Annotated in this window: 9 protein-coding genes; 2 read left to right on the forward strand and 7 right to left on the reverse strand. The window is 43.0% G+C overall.

Annotated features, from left to right (window positions below; translation table 11 throughout):
- The first annotated feature begins 33 nt into the window (after positions 1-33).
- Positions 34-747, forward strand: coding sequence for a YidB family protein (locus tag QL898_RS07485; protein WP_290176358.1), 714 nt, complete (start codon positions 34-36; stop codon positions 745-747).
- 179 nt (positions 748-926) lie between these two features.
- Here the strand turns inward: QL898_RS07485 and QL898_RS07490 are convergent, their stop codons facing one another.
- The 3 genes from QL898_RS07490 to trmB all read right to left on the reverse strand — a co-directional run bounded on the left by QL898_RS07490 (position 927) and on the right by trmB (position 5009).
- Entirely contained in the window at positions 927-2018 is a 1092-nt protein-coding gene (locus QL898_RS07490; protein ID WP_290176359.1) for a regulatory protein RecX, read from the reverse strand.
- A 40-nt stretch (positions 2019-2058) separates the two neighbouring features.
- A complete protein-coding gene (recA, locus tag QL898_RS07495; protein ID WP_057761411.1) occupies positions 2059-3111 on the reverse strand; it encodes a recombinase RecA in 1053 nt (350 codons plus the stop codon).
- A gap of 1058 nt (positions 3112-4169) precedes the next feature.
- Positions 4170-5009 carry a tRNA (guanosine(46)-N7)-methyltransferase TrmB gene (gene trmB / locus QL898_RS07500; protein WP_290176360.1) on the reverse strand — a complete coding sequence of 280 codons (840 nt, stop codon included), beginning with the start codon at positions 5007-5009 and terminating at the stop codon, positions 4170-4172.
- Between the two features lie 201 nt (positions 5010-5210).
- Here trmB and QL898_RS07505 point away from each other — a divergent pair, with 201 nt between their 5' ends.
- Positions 5211-6140: a DUF2628 domain-containing protein gene (locus tag QL898_RS07505; protein ID WP_160022303.1), complete on the forward strand. Its 930-nt coding sequence runs from the start codon at positions 5211-5213 to the stop codon at positions 6138-6140.
- A 45-nt stretch (positions 6141-6185) separates the two neighbouring features.
- Here QL898_RS07505 and QL898_RS07510 read toward each other — a convergent pair whose 3' ends face one another.
- The 4 genes from QL898_RS07510 to QL898_RS07525 all read right to left on the reverse strand — a co-directional run bounded on the left by QL898_RS07510 (position 6186) and on the right by QL898_RS07525 (position 12856).
- Positions 6186-8072 carry a monovalent cation:proton antiporter-2 (CPA2) family protein gene (locus tag QL898_RS07510; protein ID WP_114700593.1) on the reverse strand — a complete coding sequence of 629 codons (1887 nt, stop codon included), beginning with the start codon at positions 8070-8072 and terminating at the stop codon, positions 6186-6188.
- Between the two features lie 91 nt (positions 8073-8163).
- A complete protein-coding gene (locus tag QL898_RS07515; RefSeq protein ID WP_102092779.1) occupies positions 8164-8868 on the reverse strand; it encodes a hypothetical protein in 705 nt (234 codons plus the stop codon).
- A 301-nt stretch (positions 8869-9169) separates the two neighbouring features.
- Complete coding sequence (locus QL898_RS07520; protein ID WP_290176361.1) at positions 9170-10351, reverse strand: cation diffusion facilitator family transporter; 1182 nt, start codon at positions 10349-10351, stop codon at positions 9170-9172.
- 216 nt (positions 10352-10567) lie between these two features.
- Entirely contained in the window at positions 10568-12856 is a 2289-nt protein-coding gene (locus tag QL898_RS07525) for a primosomal protein N' (RefSeq protein WP_290176362.1), read from the reverse strand.
- Positions 12857-12859 lie beyond the last annotated feature (3 nt).

A 12859-nucleotide genomic window follows, 5' to 3' on the forward strand; every position in this document is an offset into this window, starting at 1 on the left:
TAGTAAACAATACGATAAAAAGAGGAATAGATAATGAGCTTATTAGGGAATTTAGTGAGCCAAGTGGCACGTAGTGCAATGAATCCAGACGACGCTCAGCGTAATCCAGTTAACCAACGTACTGAAACACGGCAGACTGGTGGACTAGGTGATATCTTAGGTAGTGTGTTGGGCGGTGGCAGTCAGGTAGGTGGTTATAGCCCTCAACAAAATAGTCGTCAAGCAGATAATGGTTTTGGCTTAGATGACATTATTGGTGGTCTCACGGGCGGTAGTCAGCGCGGTGGTATGAGTTCAGGTGCTGGCGGACTAGGTGATATTTTAGGTAGTGTATTAGGTGGTCAGCGTACTAGTAGTGGGTTTGGTGGTAAAGGTATGCTCGTTGCTGCATTGATGCCTATGGTACTTAGCTGGATCAAACGTAATGGTGGTTTGAGTGGAGCATTGTCGAAAATCACTGGTATGGGCTATGAAGGTCAAGCACGCTCTTGGATGAGTAATAACGAAGCAAACGATAATTTAAATCCAGACGAAATTAACCGTTTATTTGACGAAAACGAAATTCAGCAAGTAGCCGCTCATACTGGTGCTAATGAAACTGAGGTAAGGCAGGGACTCGCTGAGCTGTTGCCTGAAGTAATGAATCAGCTAACGCCTAATGGTAATCTAGATAATGAGTCTGAAGCCAATGAAGAGATAGATCAAATCATTAGCCAGCTATCTAGCCGTCTTGGTAATTTTAAATAATTTGACAGCTTTGAGTTTGAAAATTTCTAACTGAATTCTTAAAAGTCATGTAGATTAAAATAATTGATAGTATTGATCAAAGAGCACGTTATATAACGTGCTCTTTTTTACGTCTATCACAAGAGCATGACTGTCGGTAAATAACGTTTGGCAGGGACAGCGACAGCGATAGTAAGCCCTTAAAATCGTTCGTCTAGCGACTCTGTAGTATGGTTAAGTGCGGCAAAGCAGATATCTGTGTTGAACCCTCTATACTGCAAAAATCGTAGCTGCTTAGCTTTTACTTTTTGCTCAACTGGTATGTCATTACCGTATTTTTTGGTACGTGCTATCACCGCCAGTTTCAGCCAATCTACACCATCGACTAGATTGTCTGCATCATCATCTACAAACTCACTAAATTCATCAGACTCAGTATTTGCCATATCGATTAGCTCATCGATGTTACCTGGCATAGCAATCTTCTTGCGATAGAATTCTTGTTTGATCCGACCACGTCCGCGGCCTTTACGGATATTCTCACGTATCAGCATTAGGGTAGTGCGGTAGTCACTTTGATAACCTTTTTCTTCAAACTCATCGAGCAAGGCCTCAACTTTCTCTGGGTCTTGCTCTTTGTCGATCAGCTTTTGCTTTAGCTCAGCCTTACCGTATTCGCGGCGTGATAAATAATAAAATGCGAGCCAACGCAATCGACTTTCTGCTTTAATCGCATCGATTTCTGCTTGTTTTTGTTCAGGGGTTCGTAAGTAGGCTTTGAGCGCGGCTGGTATATTATCGTTTTGGCTGTCTGTTTCGTTATCATCAATAGCAAAAAGCTCAGCTTCATGTTCTGAGTTTTTGGATGGCGGCTCAGTGCTACGACCATTATCTGTTGCTAAGCTATTGTCAATTTCGTCATTATGAATGTCGAGTTTGACTTCTGCTAGCATCTCTTTGATGGTTTGCGCTTCAGGTGGCTGATATGTAGGGGTATCACTAGGCTCAGCGGTAAAATTGGCCGCTGGATGAAAACGCTTTTTACGTTTTTTAGATTTAGAAGTTTTCTTTAACTTAGGAGATGAGTCTTCAAAGAACGCTGTATCAATAGTAGCGTCATTCGTGACTAAATCATCTTTACTTGAACGGATAGTCCGTTTACTAGACTTCTCTCTTTTTTTAGATTTTTTCGTATGAGAGTTCTTGGACAGTTTTTTTTGTTTGCTATCAACAGAGCTAGCTGAGTCGGCACCCGACTCAGCTAGGATTTCAGCTAAGGTTTTAATTTTCATAATGAATCATAGTTACTGACAACGGTTAATCATTAAACCATTATTGTACAGGTTCAGAAGCCTGTTCTGCTTCTTCAGTTTCGTCGGCTTTGCTATTTTTCTTCGTACCAAGCTTTTCGTCACGAATCTTATCTTCGATTTCTTGAGCAATGGCAGGGTTCTCTTTTAAGAAAAGCACAGAGTTGGCTTTACCTTGACCGATTTTTTCGTCGCCATAGCTGTACCAAGATCCTGCTTTACCAACGGCTCCAATCTCAACACCCAAATCAATAACTTCAGCTAGATGATTAGTACCTTCACCGTAAGTAATTTCGAACTCAGCTTGGCGGAAAGGTGGTGCCATTTTGTTTTTGATGACTTTGACACGGGTCTGGTTGCCGATGATTTCATCACCATTCTTGACTGCACCAATACGGCGAATATCCATACGTACAGAGGCATAGAATTTCAGCGCGTTGCCACCAGTCGTAGTCTCAGGGCTACCGAACATAACACCGATTTTCATACGGATTTGGTTAATAAAGACCACCATACAGTTAGAGCGTTTGGCGTTACCAGTGATTTTACGTAGGGCTTGGCTCATCAGACGCGCTTGCAGACCCATGTGTGAGTCGCCCATTTCGCCTTCAATCTCGGCACGTGGCGTCAAGGCGGCTACTGAGTCAATCACGATCATATCGATTGCGCCTGAGCGTACCAACATGTCAGTAATTTCAAGTGCTTGCTCGCCATTGTCAGGCTGCGAGAGCAATAAATCATCAGTGTTTACCCCAAGTTTGCGGGCATAGACAGGGTCAAGCGCATGCTCGGCATCGATAAAGGCACAAGTGCCGCCTTGCTTTTGGCACTCTGCAATAGCTTGCAGGGTCATGGTAGTTTTACCTGAGCTTTCTGGACCGTAAATTTCAACGATACGGCCTTTTGGTAGACCACCAATGCCAAGCGCAATGTCTAATCCTAGAGAGCCTGTAGAGACCACATCGGCGTCAAGAATGGCCGAGTCATCGCCTAGATGCATGATGGTGTTTTTACCAAATTGCTTTTCGATTTGACCTAATGCCGCTTTGAGGGCTTTGGCTTTATTGTCGTCCATATTGGATTCCTTGTTTTCGGTAGTTAAGTTGATGCTATAAATAAAATATTGGTACGTTTAAAACCTTTAGCAAACGCATACTGACTGTTATGAAGTCGGCAATTATTGTTTGAATGCTTTATCGAAAAATAGGTTGTCACGTGACTGGTATAGGTAGTAGTATCGAATGTATCGTTCTACTATACAGTAAAATTAAATAGTGAGAGAAGTAAAAATAATTCCGTAACACACTGTTGTTATCGTTGTTTTTAAGTCTGACTTGGCATGCTGATTACTCGACTCAACTTTTTAACACTGTTGATTTGATAAGGTAATTATAACAAAAGCAAAGCACGATAATGAGCGTTGAGGGAGGTTAAACGACACTATCTGTCGTATGGTATGAGGCTGAAAACTTATAGAAATAATACGATAGGTCGCTGTGGTTTTGAACCTGATAATGACTATGCTTGTCAATAGATTTAGGAGTTGTCCACAACAAATAAAAGTCTTATCTTCGCTGATTGTGAAACATTATGAATAATTAAATTATTTTAAAAATTATTTAAAATAATTTTTTATGTGTACGAATTTTATATAAAGTATTGATTTTAAAGGTTTTATAAATTGTACAAAAAATGAACGATTTTACCTTATCCTTTAAGTTGCTTAGCTATAAAGTTGTCAAGTAGTGACTTATGCACAGGGTTATCCACAGCTTATGGGGAGAACTCTGTAAAGCCTTATAATACATAAGTTTACGTAGATTGTTAGTATTAGGAATGGATTCTATATTTCGTTTCTAATCACTTTAGAGAGGCAATTCTGTCTATAAACAACGCTATGAGCGCTATGTTTCACAAATTATAAATTTATCTTTTTTTATGCATAATCATACTATAGGTATTAAAAGTCAGGAGTATGACTCAGGACATACACCTAAAATGTCAGCAGACATAGTTATGCATAGGATGTCTAGTATTTTTAGAGATATTTTCTATAGCCTATAGAAGGCCACAAAAAAGCGGCTACATCAGATAGCCGCTTTGTCAAAACACTTAAAAATAGAGCTGTATCAATCAGTCTTTGATATAGATCAAATCCCACACACCATGCCCACGGTCGAGGCCACGACGTTCAAACTTAGTCATTGGACGAAAGTCAGGACGCTCAGTGAAATTACCTGTACCTGCTTTGTTGGTCAATCCAGCGAAACCATCCAATACTTCAACCATCCAAAATGCATAATGCTCCCAGTCAGTTGCTGTATGGAACCAGCCGCCTTGTTTTAAGCTGCGCGTAACGATGGTCATACGTTCAGGACTGACAAAACGACGCTTATAGTGACGCTTCTTTTGCCATGGATCAGGGAAGTATAGCTGAATACGGTCGATATGGTTTTCTGGTAGCTGCTTGAGCAATTGAATGGCATCACCGTTGATGATTTTTACGTTGCTCAAATCTTGGGTGCCAGCCATATAAGCGCATTTACCAATACCAGGCTCATGCACTTCTACACCGACAAAATTACGAGTAGGGTCAGCGGCCGCCATTTCAATAAACGAATCACCCAAGCCAAAACCAATCTCTACCGTAAGCGGTGCATCTGCGCCGTTAGGGCTATCAGCAAATAACGTACGTAGGTTGTCAATACCGGTAAGATCGCCATCCCCAAAACTGTTATTGACCAAATACTCAGAAAATTCTGGAGCAGTTAGTGCAAGCTCAGCATTTTTGTTCATGTGCGTACGGCGCTTCATAAACGTATTGACGATGCGGATATGCTTGTCAGAGGTCGGTTCTATCTCTTGGCTAGTGCTGTTATCGTTATTGATAGGCTCGCTTGTGCTATTAAGGGTTTGCTCATCAGTAGTATCGGTACTATTGACGTTGTCATTGATATCAGAATGTTGACTCATAGGATTCGTAAGGCTTAATTAGGTGGGTGATGTTTGCTTATTATAAGTCAAATCCATACAACTGTGAACGGACAATCCTATTTTCGCGTATTTGCTGGTCAGTGCTGGGGTTTCTCTATGTTACACACGGGTTTTAGCGTTATCATATAATGGTATCTTTTAAATGCTTTTTCTAAGAGTCAGCAAGTAGAGCGTGTTGCCATGTTATTTATCGAGACAGATTCACCGCCACCATTTTATCAAGAATCGTTAACACCTGCTAAACGTAAGCAGTTAGACAAATGGTTCATCGGTAATCGTAGCCAGCGTTATTATCTCAAACGCTTTGAGCAGTTTGATCAGCAAGGTTATCTGTCACCAAAATGGCATTGGGCTGCATTTTTTATCACTTTCCCTTGGCTGCTATATCGCAAGCGCTATATGGATGCGATTGTCTATAGTGTCGCAGGGTGGTCTTTTATCCAGCTTAATGTGGCACTAGTGCTAGTCGCTTTTGAGTTTGTAGCGATGTCCTATGTCCCAGATGCTTATCAGATGGCAACACGTATCGGTATTGCCGCTGTTATTTGGCTATTTTGGTCGTTTATGGTGGCACGTTGGACAGATGCGTATTACTACCGAATGGCAAGGCGTGAGATCGCTGATGCGATAAATGACTATCCGCGAGATGAGGCAGCACAGAAGGCACATCTGCAAAGAGAAGGCGGTGTTAGCTTATTTGGACTGGCATTAGGATTTGGTTTTTTTGCGTTTTCGCTATTGGTAATTAAGGTGCAGTTTTTACCGATTATTGCTAAGCCAAAAGCAAATGAAGTTTTGTTTGATGCTTATGATATTGCAAAGAATGCCCAAAATCGAGTGGCGTTGATTTATCAGCAGACAGGGCAGTGTCCAGTAAACCTGCCCCTGAGTACCGAACAGCAGCAAATACGCATGCATGTCGATACTCAGGCCGCTGGCGTAACAGAAACCGACTGTGCGGTAGTAGCAACGATTCAGAACGTGACGTTTCCGATACGCTATTTAAACGAGCAGACGCTGGTCTTTTATCATATACCAGACAGTGATAATTGGGATTGCACCAGCTCACTGAATAAAAAACAAGCCCCTAAAAACTGTATAGCTGATTAGGGGCTGTATTTCACGAGTGCTTGTAGGTGTTGCTAGCGCTGAGAGCTAATGCTTAGAGTCCGTTGCAGTATCATCCTTTTCTTCAACTGGTGTTGCTTGGCTCTTTAACGCCTCATAAAAATCGGTTAAATCCATTTTTCGTGCTTTACCAATATCTTCATCGAACAAGCTTTCAAGCTCAGCCATTGCTGATTGTGCGGACTCAATCATGCTAGCTTCATCATCGTAGATAGCTTGTTGGCGTTCTATTAAATCATCATCATAGTCACGGAATGTTTTTACTGTTTCTCGCGCTTTTTCTGGAGAAATACCTAATAATTGTAATGATTCGCGTGACATGTCCAAAGACGATAAATAAGTCTCACGCCAAATGTGCCGCACGCCAACCTCACGCAAGCGATAATAGTGCTGACGATCGCGTGCTCTTGCCAATACAATCAGTTCAGGATAATTCTTACGAAGATACTGAGCGGTAGTGATAGAGCGTTCTAAGTCATCGATGGCAAGAATAAATACCCGCGCTTTTTGAATACCTGCCGCTCGTAGAATTTCAGGGTTTTTTGGGTCGCCATAATAGACTTGGTTACCGAATTTTCTTACAAAATCTACTCGGTTTGCAGAGCGTTCAATGGCGGTAAATTCGATATTATGCATGCGTAGTACACGGCCAATAATCTGACCGACACGGCCAAAGCCCGCAATAATGACCTGATGCTCATGATCGGGAATGGTATCGTATTCGCGGCTCGGTTTACTCTTGGCAAATAACGGTTCGCCCACTTTTTCTAACAACAAGAATGCCAGAGGTGTCAGCGCCATCGAGATGGTAACGACTAGGTTAAGAGTATTGGCAAGCTCGGGACGTAAGACGTTTTGAGCAGTGGCCACACTGAATAGGACAAAGGCAAACTCACCACCTTGAGCTAGGGTCACGCCCAATCGGATACTGGTCGGCCAGCGATTGCCCGATACCTTTGCAATACCTGCAATCACTGCAAACTTGATAAACATCAAGGCGAGGGCGCAGCCAATAATAAAGATGGGTTCTGCCAGAATGAGTTTGACGTCGGTAAGCATACCGACCGACATAAAGAATAGACCTAGTAGCAACCCTTTAAAAGGTTCGATACTGGCCTCTAGTTCATGACGATACTCAGAATCTGCTAACAACACACCTGTCAAAAATGCACCCAACGCCATTGATAGACCGATTTGGCCCATCAAGATAGACACGCCCATCACGATAAATAGCGCGACTGCTGTCAGTAGTTCTGATGCACCACTAGAAGCCACAAATTTAAAGAAGGGTCGAACCACATAACGGCTGGCAAAAATCAGACCTGCAAAGACAGCAAATACTTTACCAAAATAAATCAAATCGTAGCTTTGTTCACGTACCCCTGATAAAAAGGGAATGACTGCTAGCAATGGAATGACCGCAATATCTTGGAATAGTAAGATAGTGAAGGCTTCTCGACCATGTGTGCTCGAAAGCTGCTGTTTTTCAGTCAGTATCTGTAGTACAAACGCGGTAGAAGATAGGGCTAAACCAAAACCAACAATAAAGGCAGTATCTAGTTGTAAGGAGAAAAACTGATGTAATAGCCACATCAGTAGCGTACCAGTCAAACCGACCTGCAAACCGCCCAATACAAATATAGAGCGGCGCAATGCCCAGAGCCGCGAAGGCTGGAGCTCAAGCCCGATAATAAACAGCAGCATGACCACGCCAAACTCTGAAAAGTGCAATAGACTTTCAGCATCGCCTGCCACATCCAAGCCACTTGGGCCCAATATGAGTCCAGTGATGAGGTAGCCTAAAACCGTTGCAATGCCGAAGCGTTTACCGAGAGGGACAAAGAGCAATGCTGCTCCCAAAAAAATAGTGGCTTGCAACATGAGATTTGGTGAGCCGGCGGCGGCAGCAAACATCTGGGCTCCTTAAAAATTTGAATAAAATATACGATATAAAATGAACGTGACTAAAATCAGTATGGCTAAAACGATAACGCGCTAGTATCTATTATTTTTTGCGATAAATTTTCCACACACCATTGTCTGCAAGCGGATTATTATAAGCATCGTTGCGGCGTTTACGCGGTGTCTGGCGACTATCTACAATCTTAAAGTCAGGCAGGGCATGTACAATAAGACCCGTACGATAAAAGCGTACTCGCTCAGGCTCTAGCATTTCGCCCTTATTATCGCGACAAAAAACATAGGCACGCAGATCTATAAATTCACGATGCGCTACCAGTCGCGCTTCCTCGTCGTTATCTAGCACCGCTGTCATGCGCTCGATTTCATCATCCGTATATTGACCACACTTATCGGTCAAGGCGCCTACTGATCCAAAGCTTTTAGATTCTTTAGCGCGTGTCTTAGTTAAATGTAGACGCTGAACGTGATAGATGAATTGTGGTATTTCAAGGCTGGCAGGGAGCGGCAGATAGTCAGGTGGCATATTGGCCGCTGGATAAAAATCCTTTGCACGCTCAAGCAGATTTTGCCAACGTTGCTGATAGGTTTGGACCTCGGCTAAGTTGCCTTCATAGATAGGCATATCACGAATCTGGCGCAAAATATCAGGTGGAAACTGTTCATTACGAAAGTTTGCAATGTCTTCTTGCAGCGTTGACAACAAAACTTTGGCGTGTTTTTTGCCATCTTTTGATGCAGGATCATCGATATAGTCTGGGGCGACAAAGGGTGCTGAGCGTCTAGACATAGTGTTATATCATCAATAGATAGAGTGAAAATACCAAAAAGTATGATTATAAAAATTAACTGGGGTGCTAAACAAAACTTTATAATAGTTATTATAACCACATAAGCCAATTTGGACTTAAGTTTTTTGAATGGAATAAAGCAAAAGTTTGTTGCAAATCACGACTGTCTTAATGTGATCTAGATTCTAATTCTATGTAACTTTTAGTATGAACCAGTATCAGATACCTATACTTGTATTTTCTAGGTCGTGTTTCAAGTTACTGACTTCTTTATTCAATCACTTAGCTGAAAATGTATCGTTAATGGTTATGACCAATATGACTGTTACCAGCAGGTACTTGTCCCGAAATATCACAGACCAGTGCATCGCTATGTGAGATATTCTGCGGATGAGATGAGCTTTCGACCTGAATAGTAGCATGGTGAATACCAAGCTCTAGCAGTCTTTGTTCTAGACTGGCAATTAGAATATTTGATTCATGGATACTCATTTCACCATTGACCACCACGTGACAAGATAGTGCATTGAGACCGCTAGTAATACTCCAAACATGAAGGTCATGTACTTTTTGTACTTGAGAGTCTTCGAGTAATTTTTGCTCTACATCGACGAGCGATATATTGGCAGGCGTTCCTTCCATCAATATATGCACAGAATCACGTACAACGCGGTAGCCACTGATTAAAATAAGCACAGCAACGATTACTGATGCCACTGCATCTGCCCATACCCAACCAAAACCCATCATAAGTAGTGCAGCGATAATCGCAGCTACTGACCCTAACAAATCGCTCAATACGTGCAAATAGGCGCTTTGCATATTAAGGTTAACGGGTTCTGCATTATTAGGTTTCTGCTCTGCGACCTTGGCATCATCCGTACCATGATTATGGCTGTGTGGCTCGCCACCTTGACTACCTCGATGCATTAGCCAAGCGACCAAAATATTGATCAGCATACCGATAGTCGCCACGATAAGCATGCCTTGGGTCGCAATTTCTGGCGGTGAGTTAAAGCGTTTAATCGCTTCATAAAAAATCATCAAAGCGATTATCACAAGGGTAGCGCCATTTACCGTAGCAACTAATATCTCAAAACGCTTGTAACCGAAAGTTTTCTGATGGGTAGCTGCTTTCTCGCCAATTTTAAATGCGACTAAAGTGGCACCAAGCGCTATCGCATCGCTTAACATATGCCCTGCATCAGATAGCAGAGCCAAACTACCAGTGAGCCAGCCACCAATGGCTTCGATAAACATGTAACCAGTAATGATAATAAAGCTGAACAGCAAGGTGCGCTGATAGCCTTTGGTATCTCTTGCTGTGGTTGTTTGCTCTAGATGCTCATCATGATCATGATGGCCTTGGTTTTCTTGAGTGTAGTTATTTTCTTCATCTTCGCGAACGTACTTAGGCACATCCGTACTATCATGCTGTTGGCTATGATTGTGCTCGTCAGAGTTTGGATTATTTGGATTCATAATAATACTCAAATTCGCTGATAATTGCGTTCGATAGATGGATGATGCTTACTGATAAGTGATGTTTGCTATAGGTAGGCGTAGAGCCTCTATCGCATACCATTTGATAGTTATAAATTTAACATAGCCAAGCATGAGAAGCTGTAACGACGAAGTAAACATGATGAGAAGAGGAGCAGAAAGATATGCATCCATTTGTTGAGAACTGAGTAAGAACTACCAACCGACAGGATCAATATCCAAAGTGAGCTTAAGGTATTTAGCGCTTGGCAAGGCAAGCACTGGCTGCCACCACTGTCCCAACACATGGTGCAGTTGACGACGGTCTTTAGCCAATAGTAAAAGCTGTGCATGGTAGCGACTGTTCTTTTTACTCATGGGCGCATCAATAGGACCGAGAACAGCGAGGTTATGAGCATTCGGCAAATGCGCAATAGCATCTTTGAGCGCTTGAGTAGTAGCTGCCAATGTTTTGCCTTCACAGCGTATCAGTGCAGCGTGTCGATGAGGAGGTAAGCCCATCATTTGACGTTCTTGCAGTAGCTCGCGTGCAAATGACAAGTAACCGTCTTTGACCAGTTTTAATAGTAACTCGTTATCAGGTTGCAACGTTTGAATCAATACGCGGCCAGCTTTGTCACCTCGACCAGCACGGCCAGCCACCTGAATCATGAGCTGTGCGGTATGCTCTGGTGAGCGAAAATCTGCGGATAGAAATCCGCGATCGGCATTGGGTAAGCAAACCAGCGTGACATTGGGGAAGTGATGACCTTTGGCAACCATCTGTGTACCGACCAATATGGCTGGGTTGCCTTTATTGATTTGCTCGTAAATGTTTTCCCAGCTGTCTTTGCGTCTTGTGGTATCACGGTCTATTTGAATAATCGGATAGAGCTCTTTGCTGGTTTGGGGGTTGGCAAAGATTGCGTGTAGATTTTCACTGAGCCTTGTTGTTCCCATGCCTTTTGCATCTAGGTTTTGACTGCCACAATCAGGGCATACGGTAGGGATATAGGCTTGCCAATCGCAATGATGGCATTTTAAGTAAGAGTTGCTTGAATAACTGTTTCGTTGGGATTGGCTATTATAGTGAACGGTCAGGTGAGCGTCACAGCGTGGACAATCTGCTTGCCAGCCACAAGCCTCGCATAATAGAACAGGCGCATAGCCACGACGATTCAAAAATATTAGTACTTGATCACCAGCTTCTAGCGTTTGCCGTATCGCCCCGATCATGGCATCCGTCAGTCCTGTATCATAGCGTGCACCGTCATCTTGTGCTTGTTGATGAGTACTTTGCAAGCGAGCATCGATCAGCTGCATGGTTGCAGGCTTGGCATTACCTGGACGAGTAAGCAGTTGGTATTCTGATAGTTTGCCATCATCGATCAATTTTAAATGCTCAAGAGAAGGCGTGGCAGTACCGAGTATGACTGGAATTTTGTACTGCAAACCTCGATAGAGAGCGACATCAGCAGCATGATAACGTAACGTGTCTTGTTGCTTATACGAGCCATCATGCGCCTCATCAACGACAATCAGGCCTAAGTCTGCGAAAGGATATAGCACAGCTGAACGTGTACCGATCACGATTTGTGCATGACCCGTGCGGCAGTCTTGCCAACCTTGTAAGCGATGAGTATTGGTCATGCCAGAGTGCAATAGCACAATGTGGGCTGCGAACCGACTGGCAAATCTTGCCCGCGTTTGCGGTGTGAGGCCAATCTCTGGTACCAAAATAAGAACCTGTTTACCAGCCTCTAGTACAGCTTGCATCGCTTGCAGATAAACTTCGGTTTTACCACTACCAGTAATACCGTTGAGCAGAAAACCAGTATAAGTATCGGACTTATGGGCAGCGATAATAGCGTCAACCGCAAGTTTCTGCTCATCATTGAGATCAAGTGGCATTTTTGCCAGTTTGACTGGAGTAGGTGCTTGTTTTGGCTGAATATAGCGCTCAACTAATCCTTTATCTTCTAGCGTCTTTAAAAATGCTCGTTGCATCCCTTCTAGTAGCAATACATCTTCGCTTGCACCGTGCTGACCATGTAGCTTTAGCATATCGAACTGCTGCTTTTGTTTTTTGGCATTGGCTCGAAAATCATCATCAGTGATATGAGGCAAAATTCGCCAATGGGTAATCAGCAAGTCTAATGGTTTGCCTTGACGGACAAGGCTTGGCAGGATAACTGCTAACACGTCGCCAAGCGGATAGTGGTAATAGCGGGCTAACCAATAGGCAAGCTTGAGCATGCCAGCGTCCAAAATAGGCTCAACATCTAGACATTTATTGATAGGTTTAATTTTATTAACAGGTACGCTGCTATCGTCTTGTGAAATATGAGCAATCACAATGCCAATCAGAGTCTGACGACCAAACGGAACCTCAACACGGCTGCCAATTTGCGGTATCGCACTGTCTGGCAACGCAAGCATATCAGCTGGTAAGCTATAGTCAAACACCCGATAAAGGGGAACGGGCAGAGCAACTTGTACCAACATAAA

It is taken from the genome of Psychrobacter sp. APC 3279, from assembly GCF_030407795.1.
GTDB lineage: Bacteria > Pseudomonadota > Gammaproteobacteria > Pseudomonadales > Moraxellaceae > Psychrobacter.

Coding starts and splice junctions, on each gene's coding strand:
- QL898_RS07485 (WP_290176358.1), top strand. CDS start 34: ATGAGCTTATTAGGGAATTTAGTGAGCCAAGTGGCACGTAGTGCAATG.
- QL898_RS07490 (WP_290176359.1), bottom strand. CDS start 2,018: ATGAAAATTAAAACCTTAGCTGAAATCCTAGCTGAGTCGGGTGCCGAC.
- recA (WP_057761411.1), bottom strand. CDS start 3,111: ATGGACGACAATAAAGCCAAAGCCCTCAAAGCGGCATTAGGTCAAATC.
- trmB (WP_290176360.1), bottom strand. CDS start 5,009: ATGAGTCAACATTCTGATATCAATGACAACGTCAATAGTACCGATACT.
- QL898_RS07505 (WP_160022303.1), top strand. CDS start 5,211: ATGTTATTTATCGAGACAGATTCACCGCCACCATTTTATCAAGAATCG.
- QL898_RS07510 (WP_114700593.1), bottom strand. CDS start 8,072: ATGTTTGCTGCCGCCGCCGGCTCACCAAATCTCATGTTGCAAGCCACT.
- QL898_RS07515 (WP_102092779.1), bottom strand. CDS start 8,868: ATGTCTAGACGCTCAGCACCCTTTGTCGCCCCAGACTATATCGATGAT.
- QL898_RS07520 (WP_290176361.1), bottom strand. CDS start 10,351: ATGAATCCAAATAATCCAAACTCTGACGAGCACAATCATAGCCAACAG.
- QL898_RS07525 (WP_290176362.1), bottom strand. CDS start 12,856: ATGTTGGTACAAGTTGCTCTGCCCGTTCCCCTTTATCGGGTGTTTGAC.